This window comes from Streptosporangium roseum DSM 43021 (assembly GCF_000024865.1).
Taxonomy (GTDB): domain Bacteria; phylum Actinomycetota; class Actinomycetes; order Streptosporangiales; family Streptosporangiaceae; genus Streptosporangium; species Streptosporangium roseum.
The window spans coordinates 10,325,570-10,341,314 of record NC_013595.1 but is presented as its reverse complement, the minus strand read 5'-3'; the positions used below and the strand labels follow the sequence as shown (position 1 = coordinate 10,341,314).

The 15,745-nt window shown below is 68.4% G+C and carries 17 protein-coding genes; 10 read left to right on the top strand and 7 right to left on the bottom strand.

Annotated features, from left to right (window positions below; genetic code table 11):
- The first annotated feature begins 161 nt into the window (after nt 1–161).
- The 9 genes from rpmH to SROS_RS45310 all read left to right on the top strand — a co-directional run bounded on the left by rpmH (nt 162) and on the right by SROS_RS45310 (nt 6,623).
- Nucleotides 162–299: a 50S ribosomal protein L34 gene (rpmH, locus tag SROS_RS45340; RefSeq protein WP_012895733.1), complete on the top strand. Its 138-nt coding sequence runs from the start codon at nt 162–164 to the stop codon at nt 297–299.
- 109 nt (nt 300–408) lie between these two features.
- Nucleotides 409–783 (top strand): ribonuclease P protein component, encoded by a 375-nt coding sequence (rnpA, locus tag SROS_RS48485; protein ID WP_081453375.1) that lies wholly within the window; start codon nt 409–411, stop codon nt 781–783.
- Nucleotides 780–1,061, top strand: a complete 282-nt coding sequence (yidD, locus tag SROS_RS48480) for a membrane protein insertion efficiency factor YidD (RefSeq protein ID WP_218919791.1) — start codon at nt 780–782, stop codon at nt 1,059–1,061. Before rnpA ends, yidD begins: the two co-directional genes overlap by 4 nt.
- Before the next feature lie 4 nt (nt 1,062–1,065).
- Nucleotides 1,066–2,016 carry a membrane protein insertase YidC gene (yidC, locus tag SROS_RS45335; protein WP_012895731.1) on the top strand — a complete coding sequence of 317 codons (951 nt, stop codon included), beginning with the start codon at nt 1,066–1,068 and terminating at the stop codon, nt 2,014–2,016.
- Between the two features lie 34 nt (nt 2,017–2,050).
- Complete coding sequence (locus SROS_RS45330) at nt 2,051–2,554, top strand: Jag family protein (RefSeq protein WP_012895730.1); 504 nt, start codon at nt 2,051–2,053, stop codon at nt 2,552–2,554.
- A gap of 148 nt (nt 2,555–2,702) precedes the next feature.
- Nucleotides 2,703–3,413 (top strand): 16S rRNA (guanine(527)-N(7))-methyltransferase RsmG, encoded by a 711-nt coding sequence (rsmG, locus tag SROS_RS45325; protein WP_012895729.1) that lies wholly within the window; start codon nt 2,703–2,705, stop codon nt 3,411–3,413.
- Nucleotides 3,414–3,754: 341 nt separating this feature from the next.
- Complete coding sequence (locus SROS_RS45320) at nt 3,755–4,522, top strand: ParA family protein (protein WP_245564805.1); 768 nt, start codon at nt 3,755–3,757, stop codon at nt 4,520–4,522.
- Between the two features lie 72 nt (nt 4,523–4,594).
- A complete protein-coding gene (locus SROS_RS45315) occupies nt 4,595–5,569 on the top strand; it encodes a ParB/RepB/Spo0J family partition protein (RefSeq protein WP_012895727.1) in 975 nt (324 codons plus the stop codon).
- Between the two features lie 274 nt (nt 5,570–5,843).
- Nucleotides 5,844–6,623, top strand: a complete 780-nt coding sequence (locus SROS_RS45310) for an alpha/beta fold hydrolase (protein WP_012895726.1) — start codon at nt 5,844–5,846, stop codon at nt 6,621–6,623.
- Nucleotides 6,624–7,624: 1,001 nt separating this feature from the next.
- Here SROS_RS45310 and SROS_RS45305 read toward each other — a convergent pair.
- From SROS_RS45305 to SROS_RS45295, 3 genes are all read right to left on the bottom strand, one after another.
- Nucleotides 7,625–8,683, bottom strand: coding sequence for a threonine aldolase family protein (locus SROS_RS45305; RefSeq protein WP_012895725.1), 1,059 nt, complete (start codon nt 8,681–8,683; stop codon nt 7,625–7,627).
- Nucleotides 8,684–9,221: 538 nt separating this feature from the next.
- Entirely contained in the window at nt 9,222–10,178 is a 957-nt protein-coding gene (locus SROS_RS45300) for a D-alanine--D-alanine ligase family protein (protein WP_012895724.1), read from the bottom strand.
- Between the two features lie 178 nt (nt 10,179–10,356).
- On the bottom strand, nt 10,357–11,589 hold the full coding sequence (locus SROS_RS45295; RefSeq protein WP_245564804.1) for an aminotransferase-like domain-containing protein: 1,233 nt from the start codon (nt 11,587–11,589) through the stop codon (nt 10,357–10,359).
- 296 nt (nt 11,590–11,885) lie between these two features.
- On the opposite strand from SROS_RS45295, the gene SROS_RS45290 reads away from it, so the two are divergent.
- Nucleotides 11,886–12,506: a hypothetical protein gene (locus SROS_RS45290; RefSeq protein ID WP_012895722.1), complete on the top strand. Its 621-nt coding sequence runs from the start codon at nt 11,886–11,888 to the stop codon at nt 12,504–12,506.
- Nucleotides 12,507–12,697: 191 nt separating this feature from the next.
- Here SROS_RS45290 and trxA read toward each other — a convergent pair whose 3' ends face one another.
- The 4 genes from trxA to sigM all read right to left on the bottom strand — a co-directional run bounded on the left by trxA (nt 12,698) and on the right by sigM (nt 15,603).
- Nucleotides 12,698–13,021 carry a thioredoxin gene (gene trxA, locus SROS_RS45285; protein ID WP_012895721.1) on the bottom strand — a complete coding sequence of 108 codons (324 nt, stop codon included), beginning with the start codon at nt 13,019–13,021 and terminating at the stop codon, nt 12,698–12,700.
- Nucleotides 13,022–13,057: 36 nt separating this feature from the next.
- Nucleotides 13,058–13,993 carry a thioredoxin-disulfide reductase gene (trxB, locus tag SROS_RS45280; RefSeq protein WP_043654302.1) on the bottom strand — a complete coding sequence of 312 codons (936 nt, stop codon included), beginning with the start codon at nt 13,991–13,993 and terminating at the stop codon, nt 13,058–13,060.
- Between the two features lie 133 nt (nt 13,994–14,126).
- Nucleotides 14,127–15,008: an anti-sigma factor family protein gene (locus tag SROS_RS45275; protein ID WP_012895719.1), complete on the bottom strand. Its 882-nt coding sequence runs from the start codon at nt 15,006–15,008 to the stop codon at nt 14,127–14,129.
- Complete coding sequence (gene sigM, locus SROS_RS45270; protein ID WP_012895718.1) at nt 14,998–15,603, bottom strand: RNA polymerase sigma factor SigM; 606 nt, start codon at nt 15,601–15,603, stop codon at nt 14,998–15,000. The genes SROS_RS45275 and sigM overlap by 11 nt, the downstream gene beginning before the upstream one ends.
- Nucleotides 15,604–15,745: the final 142 nt, after the last annotated feature.

Sequence of the window (15,745 nt, the reverse complement as noted above, 5' to 3'; positions counted from 1 at the left end):
TATCCGCGTGTCTCCGGTTTGACCTGGGACACGCGTTCCCCGTAACGTACGACGGTCGGCTTGCCACGCGACGGCTATTTCGCATGCCCCGCTTCCGGCAAGCCAGCCATCGTCGAGCGTCCCCATGTGCTGGGGATGCGTCTCAAGCCTGGAGCCCACTCGTGAGCAAGCGTACTTTCCAGCCGAACAACCGTCGTCGCGCCAAGACCCACGGCTTCCGGCTGCGCATGCGCACCCGCGCCGGTCGCGCCATCCTGGCCGCCCGCCGCCGCAAGGGCCGCGTCGAGCTCTCCGCCTGACGCATCCGTTGCGCCCGGTCCGCCGGGCCAAGGCAGCGTTCCGTCGCCCGTCGGCCGTGATGTCGGCGGGCGATAGCCGTACCTGCCCAGGGTCAGACAAGGTCCTCTCGTGTTGCCGTCCGGGTCCCGCATGCGTCGGGGCGAGGAGTTCGCCAACGCGGTCAGAAAGGGAAGCCGTGCAGGCCGTCCCACCCTGGTCGCGCACTTGAGCGTGCGCGCGGAGGCGGACGAGCCGCCCTTGGTGGGATTTGTGGTGAGCCGCGCTGTGGGAGGTGCGGTTATCCGAAATCGAGTCAAACGTCAGTTGAGACACCTCATCCGGGACCGTCTTCACCGTCTCCCGAGAGGTAGCCTGCTGGTTGTACGCGCCAATCCACCGGCCGCGTCCGCGCGAAGCGAGCGCCTTGCCGCCGAACTCGACGTCGCGCTGGATCGTTTACTCAGGCGGCGAGAGCCTTCCAAGGCTCACATGGATGGGCGATGATGACGGCGCAGCAGATCGCCGGAGTTTCTCCGGCTGCCAGGATCCTGATGGCTCCGATCCGGTTCTACCGGGCCTTTGTGAGCCCTCTGCTGGGTCCCCGTTGCCGTTTCCATCCTTCGTGCAGCGCCTACGGCCTTGAGGCCATGGCCGTCCACGGTGCGCTGCGCGGCACATGGTTGACGATCCGGAGAATCGGGCGTTGCCACCCATTCCATCCCGGAGGTTTTGACCCGGTGCCCCCACGCCCGGTCCGGTCCGACGAAACGCAAGGGAGCTAGCTCGGTGGAGCTGTCCTGGCTGAACTGGCTGTATACAGCCGTCGCCCAAGTCATCACCTGGATTCACCAGGGTTATAGCAGCTTCCTCGCCCCTGACAGCGGGCTGACCTGGGCGCTGACCATCATCACCCTGACGGTGCTGATGCGGCTGCTGATCTTCCCTCTCTTCCTCAAGCAGATGCGCTCGTCGAAGAAGATGCAGGAGCTGGCGCCGAAGGTTCAAGAACTGCGCAAGCGTTACAAGAACGACAAGCAGCGCATGAACCAGGAGGTCATGGCGCTGTACCAGGGGCAGGGAGCCAACCCGCTCGGCGGCTGTCTGCCGATCGTGGCCCAGTTCCCCATCTTCATCTCGATGTTCACCGTGCTGCAGGCGATGGCCAACGGCCAGCTCAAGTTCGGCATGACGCAGCATCTCGTCGACAGCGCCCGTGCGGCGCACATCTTCGGCGCGCCCCTGCCGGCGACGTTCTGGACCAGCTCGGCCGACATCATCAAGCTGGGTGCCGACCCGGTCGTCACCAAGGTCGTTCTCGCGATCTTCGTGGCGATCAGCTCGCTGACCACCTTCCTCACCGTCCGGCAGAGCGTGACCCGCTCGATGGCCCAGATGCCGGACAACCCGATGGCCCAGCAGCAGAAGATCCTGATGTACATCTCGCCGCTGTTCGCCATCTTCTCGCTGAACTTCCCCCTCGGCCTGATCCTCTACTGGGTCACCACCAACCTCTGGACCCTCGGGCAGCAGCACTGGTTCTACAGCCGCAACCCCTCCCCGGTGGCCGACGCCAAGGGCAACATGGTCATGCCCGAGCCCAAGCCGAGCCTGCTGAGCAAGGTCAGGAAGACCGCTCCCGAGCCAGAGGCGCCTCCTGCGGCACCGGAGCCCAAGCCGATCCGCCAGCAGCCGACCCGCCAGCCCCGCAGCAAGCGGACGGGTAGCAAGAAGTCCTGACGACATCCCCGACAGCACGAAGGAGTGGCCGGACGTGACCGAGGCCGAGGCCGAAAAGGAGACCGTGAAAGCGGCTCCTGATCTCGCTGCGCTGGAGCAGGAAGGCGAGATCGCGGCGGACTACGTCGAGGGTCTGCTCGACATCGCCGACATCGACGGTGACATCGACATGGACGTCGAAGGCGATCGCGCCGTGGTGTCGGTCGTGGACATCAAGGGCGGCGACCTCGTGGGCCCCAACGGCGAGGTGCTGGAGGCGATCCAGGAGCTGACCCGGCTCGCCGTCCACCGCCAGACGGGCGAGCGCTCGCGGCTGATGCTGGACATCGGCGGTTACCGCGACCGCCGCCGGACGGAGCTGCGCGAGCTTGGCACCAAGATCGCCGCGGACGTCAAGCGCGACGGCGAGCCCAAGTCGTTGCAGCCGATGACCCCGTTCGAGCGCAAGATCGTGCACGACGCGGTCGCAGCGGCGGGTCTGCGGAGCGAGTCCGAGGGCGAGGAGCCCCGTCGCTTCGTAGTGATCCTGCCCGTATAGCGGCATAACGGACGGAGACTGGCCGTCGCCCCCGGTTTCCCGGGGGCGGCGGCCTTTTTCGTGGCCTGCCCTTGTGCGCCGCCACGGAACGGGCCGTTAGCCTTAGAAAATCCTGACCCAGACAGTTCCGAGGAAGAGTGAGCGTCGAGTGAGCGAGCAGATCCCCGAGCCGCCCGAGGTTGCGCGCGAGGTGTTCACCGGCGACGCATGGTCCAGAGCGGAGACGTTCGCGGAGTTGCTGGCCGGCCCGGGAGTGGTGCGCGGACTGCTCGGCCCCCGCGAGGTGCCCCGCATCTGGGACCGTCACCTGCTCAACTGCGCCGTGGTCGCCGAGGCCGTCCCCGCCGACGTGCGGCTGGTGGACATCGGCTCGGGAGCCGGCCTGCCCGGCCTGGTGCTGGCGATCGTACGGCCGGACATCACGGTCACCCTTCTGGAGCCGCTCCTGCGCCGGACGGTGTTCCTTGAGGAGTGCGTGGAGGCCCTGAAGCTCGACAACGTCGAGGTGCTGCGCGGCCGGGCCGAGGAGTTCGCGGGCAGGCGCGAGTTCGACGTGGCCTCCGCGCGCGCGGTGGCGCCGCTCGAACGGTTGCTGAAGTGGTCGCTGCCGCTGCTGCGCGAGGGGGGCGAGCTCCTCGCGATGAAGGGAGAGCGGGCAGCGGAGGAGCTGGCGGACGCCGAGGGGCAATTGCGGTCCAGTGGGGTGCTGGCTGCCGAGCTTGTATCGGTCGGGCACGGTAAGGTCGAGCCGCCTGCAACTCTCATCCGAGTGGTCGCCGGTCGGGCCCCCGAGGGAGCGCGGCAGACCTCTCGCCGGAAGGATCGTGAATCGCGATCGAAGCGACCACGACGCCAGTAGACAGACCGAGCAAAGCGAGTACGAGGCCAGTGAATGACCGTGGAAGTGCGATCGTCGGCGCAGCGGGCGGTCTCGGCTGGCCGGAGAATCCTGTCGCCTTGCCCCATGGACGCTCCTCTGGCCTGGGCTGGCCGGCATCGGCTCCCGCCCCCGTAGTCAGGCCGGCTGAAAGGACGACGACCGTGACCCAGACCCCCCTTAATCCCGGCGACTCGCCGCTGGTACGAGAGGCACTCAGCTCAGTGGTTTCACGTGAAACATCGGCCCAGACGACTACGGCCTCCCCTGGAGGCTCCACGGGAACCCGGGATGGGGACTGGCCCCGTCCTCCCAAGACACGCATCTTCACCGTCGCCAACCAGAAGGGCGGTGTGGGCAAGACCACCACTTCGGTGAACCTGGCGGCGGCGCTGTCGATGCACGGCCAGCGGGTGCTCGTGGTCGATCTCGACCCGCAGGGCAACGCCTCGACGGCGCTGTCCATCGAGCACCGCGGCGATGTGCCCGACATGTACAAGGTCCTGGTGGAGGACGTGCCTCTGGTGGAGGTCGTCAAGGAGGTCCCGGACATGCCCGGCCTCTACTGCGCTCCCGCCACGATCGACCTGGCCGGTGCCGAGATCGAGCTGGTCTCCATGGTCGCGCGTGAGGCCCGCCTGCAGCGCGCGCTGGGCGCGTACAAGGCGACCGAGTTCGACTACGTCTTCATCGACTGCCCTCCCTCGCTCGGCCTGCTGACCGTCAACGCGCTGATGGCCGCGACCGAGCTGCTGGTCCCCATCCAGTGCGAGTACTACGCGCTGGAAGGCCTCGGGCAGTTGCTCAGGAACGTGGACCTCGTCCGTGCCCATCTGAACCCGGCGCTCGACATGTCCACCATCCTGCTGACGATGTACGACGGGCGGACCCGGCTGGCCTCCCAGGTCGCCGAGGAGGTCCGGTCCCACTTCGGCGACACCGTGCTGACCACCCTGATCCCCCGTAGCGTGCGCGTCTCCGAGGCGCCGAGCTACGGCCAGTCGGTCATGACCTACGACCCGGGTTCCAGCGGTGCGATGGCCTACATGGACGCAGCCCGTGAGATGGCCTACCGAGGCGCGGCCGTGTGAGCGTCGAAAGTTTCGCGGCCGTCACTGCCGCGGAGATGACTGAGGGTGGAACCTTGAGCCTCGGGAGGGGCAGTGAGTAAGCAGCCGAGAGGGATGGGCGGCAGGGGGCTGGCGGCGCTCATCCCGGGCCCGCCCGTGGTGCAGAGCGCCGCACCGTCGGCGACCGCGACGATGGTCGCGCCGGAGCCCGCGGTGCAGCAGCAGCCGTCCCCTCAGCCGGTGGCGGGTGCGTATTTCCTTGAGATCCCGATCGAGAGGATCGAGCGCAATCCGCGCCAGCCCAGAACCGTCTTCGACGGCGAGGCCCTGAAGGAACTCGCCGACTCGATCACCGAGGTCGGTCTGCTCCAGCCCATCGTCGTCCGCGCCACGGGCAAGGACAGCTACGAGCTCATCATGGGAGAGCGCCGCTGGCGTGCCTCCAAACTCGCGGGCCTCAAGGAGATCCCCGCGATCGTCCGGAGCACCCAGGAGGACAAGCTCCTCCTGGACGCGCTCATCGAGAACCTCCAGCGCGAGCAGCTCAACCCCCTGGAGGAGGCGGCGGCCTACCGGCAGCTGCTCGACGACTTCGGCGCCACCCACGAGCAGCTCGCCGTCCGTGTCGGCCGCTCCCGTACCCACGTGACCAACACCCTGCGCCTGCTCAAACTGCCCCCCCGAGTCCAGCTCCGCGTCTCGGCCGGCACGATCACCGCCGGGCACGCGCGGGCCCTGCTGGCCCTGGACGACCCCGCGGCGCAGGAACGCCTCGCCGCCCGGATCGTGGCCGAGCTGCTGTCGGTCCGCGCGGTCGAGGAGATCGTGGCGATGGGCGACGCGCAGGCGGCACCGGCGCCTGCGCCGAAGGCTCCCCGGGCGAAGCCGGACGAGGAGCCCGCTCTCCGCCATCTGGCCGACCGCCTCTCCGACCGTTTCGAGACCCGGGTGAAGGTGGACTTCGGCCGCCGGAAGGGCCGCATCGTGGTGGAGTTCGCGACCATCGACGACCTGGAGCGCATCATCGGGACCATGGCTCCGGGATCCATGCAGCCGGCGGAGGAGTAGTCACCTCACGCATGAGTAGACACCCACGGGCGGTCTCCCTGTTTCACGTGAAACAGGGAGACCGCTTCCGTTTTACCCCGGGGGTTGAACCGGAGACTGCGCGTCGCGCGCCCAGGAAGGTGCCTGGCCGTCCGTATGCCCGTTGGGCGGATGTCTCTCCGGTCAGACAGCTCGGGCGCCACCGTGTCGGGCGCGGGTGATAGTACGGGGGTGATCGATACGTTTGACGGTCGCTACGGCCCGTCTCCTCGATGATCGTGAGAAAGGTGATGCGATGAGCTACGCGGAGGTCAACGGGCTGTCCCTGTACTTCGAGGAGCACGGTTCCGGCGAGCCCCTGGTGCTGCTGCACGGTGGTATCGGCGCGGGCGAGATGTTCGCGCCCATCCTGCCGGCGCTGGCGGAGAGGCGGCGGGTCATCCTGGTAGATCTGCAGGGCCACGGGCGCACGGCGGATGTCGACCGCCCGCTGCGTCCGGAGCTGATGGCCGACGACATCGTCGCTCTGATCAAGCACCTCGGCCTGGCACGGGCCGACATGATGGGCTACTCCCTGGGAGCGGATGTCGCCCTGCGCGCCACGGTCCAGCACCCCCATGCCGTCCGTCGACTTGTGCTCGTCTCCACCCCGTTCAAGCGGGCTGGATGGCATCCGGAGGTCGTGGCGGCGATGGACCGGATGAGCGCCGAGACCGCCGAGGCGATGAAGCACTCCCCGATCTACGAGCTCTACTCCCGGCTCGCGCCGAGGCCGCAGGACTGGCCGGTGCTGATCGGCAAGATAGCCGAGCTGAAGAAGCAGGACTACGACTGGTCTGCCGAGATATCGTCCATCACCGCTCCGGCCCTGCTGGTCTTCGGTGACGCTGACGCGGTACGCCCCGAGCACATGATGGAGTTCTACGGGCTGCTGGGCGGAGGGCTGCGGGACGCGGGATGGGACGGGGCAGGCCGCTCGATCGCCCGGCTGGCGGTCCTGCCCGGCGCCACGCACTACGACATCCTGACGGCACCCGGGCTGGCTGCCACAGTCCTGCCGTTCCTGGATTCATGACCGAGTCGGTGGGGAGCGTCGCGGCGGTGCCGAGATTGATGCGCCCGCGCTTGCCGGAGCGGGCCGGACAGGACGACTCCCAAGTCCCGCCGCTCCGACTCGCGGATTCACCGGAGCGCCCCGGCCATACTCGCTCGCGCCCTCCTCACCCTCGCTCCCTCCGTTCCGAGTGCGCACACCCTCCGTTCTGAGCGCGCAAGTCTGGAGAGGGCGCCGCTGTTTCACGTGAAACAGCGGCGCGTGGAAGGCTGAGCTCTCTGCACTGACCGCACCTCCCCGGGGAAGACCCGATTGGTCATGTGGAATCCAGCCCGCCCGGAAGGTCAGCGCCCCTGCTCCGAAGGTGGACGCCAGGAGGACGGGCGACTGTTTCACGTGAAACGTAGCGCGCGAAGGCGAGACCTCCATGTCGGAGGCATCGACCAGACCGAGGAGTCGCCGTTTCCCGTAAAGCCATGACCCGCCCGGAAGCGGCGCCCTCTGTCCACACAAAGCGCGGCTCGTCTGGAAGCCGGACCCTCTGATTCAGGAACGCGGCCCGCCTGGAAGCTGTGCCTCTGTTCACACGGAGCCTGGACCGCTTGGAAGTCGAGCCTGTGGTTCACATGAAGCACAGCCCGTTTACGGAGCCAGAGCTCCCGTCCGCGTGGAGCGCGGACCGCCCGCAAGCCGGGCCCTCTGGTTCACGCCGAGCCCTCTGGTTCACGTGGAGCACGGCCCGTCTGGAAGCTAGGGCTCCTGTCCGCGTGGAGCGCGGACCGCCCGCAAGCCGGACTCTCTGGTTCACGCCGGGCCCTCTGTTTCACGCCGAGCCCTCTGGTTCACGTGGAGTAGGACCCGTCTGGAGCTGGAGCTTCCGTCTGCGCGGAGCATGGTCCGCCCGCAAGCCGGGCCCTCTGTTTCACGTGAAACGTGGATTCGCCGTGTGGTGATCGCTGGTCCGTCCGCTCCGGGGGCGGCGACCTTCTCTTCTGCCGATGGCCTCACCCGAGGAGCTCCGGTTAGCCGTCGATCGCCGCGCGGACAGCGAGGTGGATGTCGGAGATGAACGTGTTGACGTGCTCGGGCGTGGTGTCGAAGGACGTCACCCACCGCACCACGTTCTCGTCCGCGTCCCAGACGTGGAAGAGGTAACGCTGCTGGAGCTCCGCGATCGCCTTCTCCGGGAGAGCTGGGAAGACGGCGTTGGACTGGACGGGATAGCGGAGCGAGAGGCCGGGGAGGTCGGCGACGCCGTCGGCCAGCCGGTGGGCCATCGCGTTGGCATGAGCGGCGTTCTCACGCCAGAGGTCACCGGTGAGGAGCGCAGTCAGCTGAGCGGAGACGAAGCGCATCTTGGAGGCGAGCTGCATGCCCTGCTTGCGGAGGAACAGCGCCGGAGCGTCCAGCTCGGGGTTGAGGATGACGAGCGCCTCCGCGCCCATGGCGCCGTTCTTGGTCCCGCCGAAGCTGAACAGGTCCACCCCCACGTCGGTGGTGAGCGCACGCATCGAGCAGTTGAGCTCGGCCGCCGCGTTGGCCAGGCGAGCACCGTCCATGTGGAGGAAGAGACCACGGGCGTGAGCGAACTCCGCCAGGTCGGCGATCTCGTCGGCGGTGTAGCAGGTACCGCACTCGGTCACCTGGGAGATGGAGATGACGCGAGGCTGGGAGCGCTGCGTGTTGCCCAGTGCGGAGAGCTGGCCGCGGATGTCGTCCACAGTGATCTTGCCGTTGCCCGTGGGAAGGGGGATCAGCTTGGTGCCGAGCACGCGTTCCACGGCACCGCATTCGTTGCTGTTGATGTGGGCGGTGTCAGGGCAGAGCACGGCGTCGTAGGGACGCAGCACGAGGCCCAGCCCCACCACGTTGGCGCCGGTGCCGTTGAACATGGGGTAGACGGTCGCCTGGGCGCCGAACTCGGCGCGGAAGGCGTCCTCTGCCGCCCGGGTCCAGATGTCATCCCCGTAGGCAGGGGCGTCTCCGGTATTGGCCTCGACGACGGCGGCGAGCACCGCGGGGTGCACGCCCGCGTGGTTGTCGCTGGCGAAGCTCTTGGGGAAGGGAGTGGGAGTCAGCACAGGACCAGCCTAGGTGAGCGGCCCTCGCCGCCGATCTACACACTGGACGCGCCCGCCGTACGCACACCGGGGCCTGCCGTACGCGCACCGGGTGGGTCCGCCATACGCAGCCGGTGGGTCCGCTGTGCGTGCGCCGTGGGCGTGTGTGCCAGGGCGTCCGCTGTGCGTGTGCCGGGTGGGCGTGTGTGCCAGGGCATCCGTTGTGCGTGCGCCGAGCGCGCTCGCCGTCCTCGCCGTATGGATTCGCCGTGCCCGCTCGCCGTCCCCGCTGTATGGATTCGCCGTGCCCGCTCGCCGTCCTCGCCGTATGAATCCGCCGTGCCCATCGTAGGTCCGCCGCGCATGCACCTGGCGCGTCCGCCGTACGCACCGGGTGCGTGTCTGTCGTATGCGCACCCGGTGCGCTCTGCCGGGTGCGCCGAGGGCGTCCGGCGTATGGGTCTGCCGGGTGCACCGGGGGCGCGGCGTACGGGTTCGGCGTGTCCCTCGGGGGCGGCGCGTCCCTTCCGTAGATCGTGGGCGATCCGGGGACGTGGGGTCAGGCGGCGCCGCGGGCGGCGGCCTGCTCCAGCAGGACGCGGCAGAGGGTGCCGAGGTCGTCGCCGGCGGCCTCGACGGCCATCGGGAGAAGGGAGGTCTCGGTCATGCCGGGGGCGACGTTGACCTCAAGGAAATGGGGGAGGCCGTCCCCGTCGACGATGAGGTCGGTGCGGGAGATGTCACGGAGGCCGAGGGCGGTGTGCGCGGTCACGGCCATCTCGGCGCAGGCGGCGGCGGCCTCGGGGGACAGGCGGGCTGGGGCGAAGAACTCGGTGTGGCCGGCGGTGTAGCGGGCCGCGTAGTCATAGACGCCCTTGTCGGGAACGATCTCCACGGGGGGCAGGGCCATCGGGCCGCCGCCGAGATCGACCACGGAGACGGCCACCTCGACACCCTCGATGCAGCGTTCGATCAGCGCGGTGTCACCGTAGGCGAAGCAGCCGACCATGGCGGCGGGGAGGTCCTCGGCGGCACGGACGATCGACGCGCCGAGCGCGGAGCCGCCGCGGGAGGGCTTGACGAACAGGGGGAGACCGAGGCGCTCCACGATGCGGGTCAGCACCGTGGAGGCGCCGAGGTCGTGGAAGGTCTCCTTGGGGAGCGTCACCGAGTCGGGGGTGCGCAGCCCGACGGAGCGGACGACCGTCTTGGCGGTGGGCTTGTCGAAGGCCACCCGGCAGGCGTCGGGGCCGGCGCCGACATAGGGGACGGAGAGGAGTTCGAGCACCGAGCGGATGGCGCCGTCCTCACCGGCCCCGCCGTGAAGGGTGACGAAGACCGCGTCCGGCGGGTCGGCGAGTATGGAGGGCACGAGCGAGGCGTCGGTGTCACGGGTCTCCACGACGATCCCCGCCGTGCGCAGCACCTCGCTCACCCGGCGGCCGGAGCGGAGGGACACCTCCCGCTCGTAAGACAGTCCGCCTGCCAGGACGAGCACGTAGCCCAGATCACTCACCCGAAATACCTCTCTTTGCTGCCCGCGCCGAGCCAATGAGGGGCTCTCACCACGACCGGGGTGTTCGCCGCACAACGACGCCGGAAATCACCGTACGGCAACTCGCCGCGTCGGTGTGCACCCGAGTGATCCCATGTCGGCAGGCGCCTCCGCCTGGAGGCGCCTGCCGGGGAAGGTGTCAGGCGAGATCCGGCCCCGGGGTGTCCACTCCGATGTGGTCGGGAGAGGAGCCGGTGCCGAACGTGTCGCGCAGCCGCAGCTCCTGCTCGATCACTCCGGCCAGGCGGCGGACGCCTTCGCGGATGCGGTCGGGCTCCGGGTAGCAGTAGGACAGCCGCATGTGCCGCGCACCGCCGCCGTCGGCGTAGAAGCCGGTGCCCGGGACGAAGGCCACCCGCTCGGAGACCGCGCGTGGCAGGAGCGCCTTGGAGTCGAGCCCCTCGGGCAGGGTGGCCCAGACGAAGAAACCGCCGCTGGGGCGGGTCCAGGTGAAGTCGGCGGGCATGAGGGCCTCAAGCGAGCTGAGCATGGCGTCCCGCCGCTCGCGATAGAGCTCCCGGAAGGTCTTGATCTGCTCACGCCACGGCTGGGTGGCGAGGTACTGCCCGACGGCGAGCTGGGTGAAGGAGGAGTGGGACAGGACCGCAGACTCCATCGCGAGCACCAGCTTGTCGCGGATGGCGTGCGGGGCCAGCGCCCAGCCGACCCGGAAACCGGGGGCCAGGGTCTTGGAGAACGAGCCGAGGTAGACCACGCCGTCGGCGTTGTCGGCGCGCAGCGCCCGCATGGGCTCACCGTCGAAGCCGAGCATGCCGTACGGGTTGTCCTCGACGATCAGCACGTCGGCTCGCTGGCAGATGTCCAGCACCTGCTGCCTGCGCGCCACGTTGAGCGTCACTCCGGCGGGGTTCTGGAAGGTGGGGATGGTGTACAGGAACTTGATCGGGCTGCCCGCGGTCTTGAGGGCGTAGATGGTCTGGGCGAGCGACTCGGGGATGATCCCCTCGTCGTCCATGGCGATGTGGATGACCTTGGCCTGGTAGGCGGAGAAGGTGCCCAGCGCGCCCACGTAGGAGGGCCCCTCGGCGAGGATGACGTCGCCGGGGTCGATGAAGATGCGGGTGATCAGGTCGAGTGCCTGCTGCGAACCGACGGTCACCACGACGTCGTCGGCGTTGGCCTCGATCCCCTCCATGCGCATGACGTCGCAGATCTGCTCGCGCAGGTGCGGGTCGCCCTGGCCGGAGCCGTACTGCAGGGCGACCGGGCCCCGGCGGGCCACCAGATCGGCGACGAGCTCCCCCACGGTGTCGAGGGGGAGTGCCGTGACGTACGGCATGCCACCGGCGAGCGAGACCACCTCGGGCCTCGACGCGACGGCGAAAAGAGCTCGAACCTCGGAGGCGACCATCCCGGTAGCTCGTGCGGCGTACCGGTCGACGTAGGCGTCGATGCGGGAGCCTTGGGCCGCGACGGTCTGACCGTGATCTGACTCTTGGGGCACGGTCCACCTCCTAGATTATGTGGAGCACAAGGTGCTCATGCTTAGAGAAACCAGGGTACGTCAGTGGCTATTGTCGTCTGCGTGGGGGGACGGGACACCCTGAAACCAGGGCCCTCACTGAGCTACGATGCCAGCTGGAGACGCCGTTTTCGCGCGTTTTTCGCCATGGCTTGCACTCGTCTCGCCAGGATTGGGGCCAACAGGTGTCGCGTCGGCTGGCAAACGTCACACTCGACAATCTCGACGACCTGCCGCGCCGTTGCCGCCGGTGCGTCTTCTGGGAGCTGGATCCCGTGAACGGGAACCGGGCCGTCGAGGTCGGTGATCCGGGGCTGGAGAAAGAGGCCTGGATCTCGTCCACCCTGCTGGAGTGGGGGAGCTGCGGCAAGATCGTCTATGTGGACGGCGTGGCGGCCGGTTTCGTGCTCTACGCGCCGCCGCACTACGTGCCGCGCTCGGTGGCCTTCCCGACCTCGCCGGTCAGCGCCGACGCCGTGCTGCTGATGACCGCGCACATCGTCCCCGAGTTCTCCGGCGGTGGCCTGGGCCGGATGCTGGTCCAGGGCGTGGCCAAGGATCTGACCCGGCGCGGGGTGCGGGCGATCGAGGCGTTCGGCGACCTGAAGTGGGAGCAGCCGGGGGCGTGCCTGATGCCCGCCGACTACCTGCTCTCCGTGGGGTTCAAGACGGTCCGGCCGCATCTGCGCTTCCCCCGGCTCCGCCTTGAGCTCAAGACCGCCGTGTCGTGGCGGGAGGACGTCGAGGTGGCGCTGGAGAGACTGCTGGGCTCAATGAGCCCTGAGAGAGCGCTACGGCCCGTCTGACGGCCCCGGGCTCCCGGGCCCGCGGCTCCGCCCGGAGAGGCGCTATGGCTCATCTGGGCCTGGTATGGACTCCCTTTGGAGGACGCGCGAAAGCCCCCTGCCGTCGGGCGAGGGGGCTTTCACTGGGTGGGTGTGCCGCTCGGAAGCGGGTGGTACGGCGTGCGCCGTGGGGTGCGCGGGCCGCAGGGGGCCTAGATGATGCCCTCGAGCTCGCGGAGCAGCATGGCCTTCGGCTTGGCGCCGATGATCTGCTTCACGACCTCTCCGTTCTTATAGACGTTCAGGGTCGGAATCTGGAGTACGCCGTAATTGCCGGCAGTTGACGGGTTCTCGTCGACGTTCAGCTTGACGATGGTCAGCTTGTCGGCCTGCTCGTTCGCGATCTCCTCCAGGATCGGCGCGACCTGGCGGCAGGGGCCGCACCACTCGGCCCAGAAGTCGACGATGACGGGCTTGTCGCTCTTGAGGACGTCGGCGTCGAAGCTGGCGTCGGTCACGTTCTTGATGGCGCCCAAGGTTCCTGCTCTCCCTATCCGATGGTGCTGTTGGTGTCAGTTGTCGTCGTGGTCGCTCAGCCAGCGCTCGGCGTCGAGCGAGGCGGCGGTGCCGGTGCCCGCGGCGGTGATCGCCTGGCGGTAGGTGTGGTCGACGACGTCGCCGGCGGCGAAGACACCGTCAAGGTTGGTCCGCGTGGAGGGGGAGTCGACCTTGATGTAGCCCTCGTCGTCGAGCTCCACCTGGCCCTTGACGAGCTCGGTGCGGGGGTCGTGGCCGATCGCGATGAACAGGCCGGTGGCCGGGAGCTCGCTCTCCTCGCCGGTCTTGAGGTTGCGCAGGCGGACCCCGGAGACCTTGGACTCGCCCAGGACGTCGGCGACCTCGCTGTCCCAGACGAAACGGATCTTCTCGTTGGCGAACGCGCGGTCCTGCATGATCTTGCTGGCGCGCAGCTCGTCGCGGCGGTGCACGACGGTCACCGAGCCGGCGAACCGGGTGAGGAAGATGGCCTCCTCCATGGCGGTGTCGCCGCCGCCGACGACCACGATGTCCTGGCCGCGGAAGAAGAAGCCGTCGCAGGTGGCGCACCAGGAGACGCCGTGGCCGGACAGGCGCTTCTCGTTGGGCACGCCCAGCTCGCGGTAGCCGGAGCCCATGGCCAGGATGACGGCCTTGGCGTGGTAGGTGTCGGTGGCGGTCCTGACGACCTTGGGGGTGACGGTCAGGTCGACCTCGACCACGTCGTCGGCGATCAGCTCGGCGCCGAACCGCTCGGCCTGCTTGCGCATGTTGTCCATGAGGTCGGGGCCCATGATGCCGTCGGGGAAGCCGGGGAAGTTCTCCACCTCGGTGGTGTTCATCAGCGCGCCGCCGGCGGTGACCGAACCCTCGAAGATCAAGGGCTTGAGGTCGGCACGCGCAGAGTACACAGCCGACGTGTAACCGGCGGGACCCGATCCGATGATGATCACATTCCGGACGTCCATCACTGCTGCGCCTCTCCCTTTGTCATTGCCAGTGGCGTCAACAGATCCTAGGCGGCGGTGATTCCCGGCTGAGACGAGAAGGCCCGGCATGGACGAATCCATGCCGGGCTTCTTCTTGGATGGGGGCTCCCGGTGATCAGTTCCAGCTTGCGAGAGCAGGCTTGCGCAGGTTCTCACACTGCAGGCCCACGACGTGGACGCGCACCGAGTTCTTCTTCTTGTTCTGCCAGAAGACCATGATGTTGGCGTCCTGACCGTTGTAGAGGCCCTGGTCCACCGCGAACGGCGACTTCCCGACCTTGGCGGAGACCTGCTGGACGCACTGTTCGAGCTTGGCGCCCGCACTCATGTCCTTGGCGTCCACGATCTGCGCCGGGCCGATGTAGTCGAGCAGCGAGCCGCTGAGCTCCTGTTCGGTGTAGTTCCAGTTGCTGTCGGTCAGCTTGTAGCCCTGGCCGACGGCGATGGCCGACGGGGCGGTCGGCTGACCGCGCTCCACACCGGGTGCGGAGAGCACGCCGCTCGTCACCACGGTCCCGCCGACCACGGCGGCCAGCACTCCCGCCGCCGCGACGGGCATGGCCCACCGGCGCCGTCGCGTGGCCTGACGCCGCTTGGCCGGAATGACCGGAGTGACGGTGCCGTCGTCGCCGACGACTCCGAGCCGTGTCACCGGCTCCGGCTCAGGCTCCGGCTCGGGAAGAGAGGTCCTCTCCCACGGCGCGTCGCGCATTATGTCGTCCCAGGCCGGTGCTTCCACCAGGCCTACTCCACCTCCACGGAAGCTTTCGGCCTCTGCGGCCAGCGCGCGGTCGATCCTGAGTGCGACTCCCATCGGCATGGCCGGGGTAGGCGTCGCTGACAGCACCTCACGGACCGCTGCGAGGTCGGCAAGGCTCTCGCCACAGGGATCGCAGATCGCGAGATGCTCGCGTACCTGCAGGGCCGTGGCGGCGTCAAGAAGACCTTCGGCCAGCTCGGCCAAGATCTCCAGGTCGTAGTGCGTATCACCCGTCACGAAGTTCTGCTCCCTTCGCGGATGAGACGCGAGACAGGTCTGATCGGTTCCGTAAGTGCGAAAGAATTGGCGCGAGTTTCGCGCGTCCACGCGCGCATCGGCTCTTCACGGTGCCGCTCGGCACCTCCAGGACCTGGGCGGCGTCCTCGACGGAGTAGCCCATCATGTCCACGAGCACCAGCGCGGCCCGCTGGTCGGCGGGGAGCAGCTTGAGCGCGGCCGAGACCTCCATGGAGACCTCGCGCTCGGCTGTCTGGTCGAGCACCGGGGTGTCGCGTTCGGCGGCCTCGACGAGCTCGTCGTCGGCGACCGGGCGCACGGACTTCCGGCGCATGCGGTCCAGGCAGGCGTTCACCACGATGCGGTGCAGCCACGTGGTGACGGCCGCCTCGCCGCGGAAGCTGTCGGCCTTGCGATAGGCCGAGACGAAGGCGTCCTGTACGGCGTCGGCCGCCTCGTCGGGGTCGCCCAGCGTGCGAAGGGCGACCGCCCACATGCGGTCTCGATGTCGCTTGACTATTTCACTGAAAGCGTGCGGATCCCCGGCGATGTGCCGGGTCAGCAGATCGGCGTCGGACACTGCTGCCCGCGCCATCTGCTGTTCCGCCGCTGGCGGGGTCTCGGGTGGGGAATTCACAAGGAGAGTCCTGCTGCCGGTCCGGGGAGAACACCACTACGTGATAGATGGTGCCACGAAATCTCCCATGATCGTCAACGAGACGGGTAAAACCCAGCAA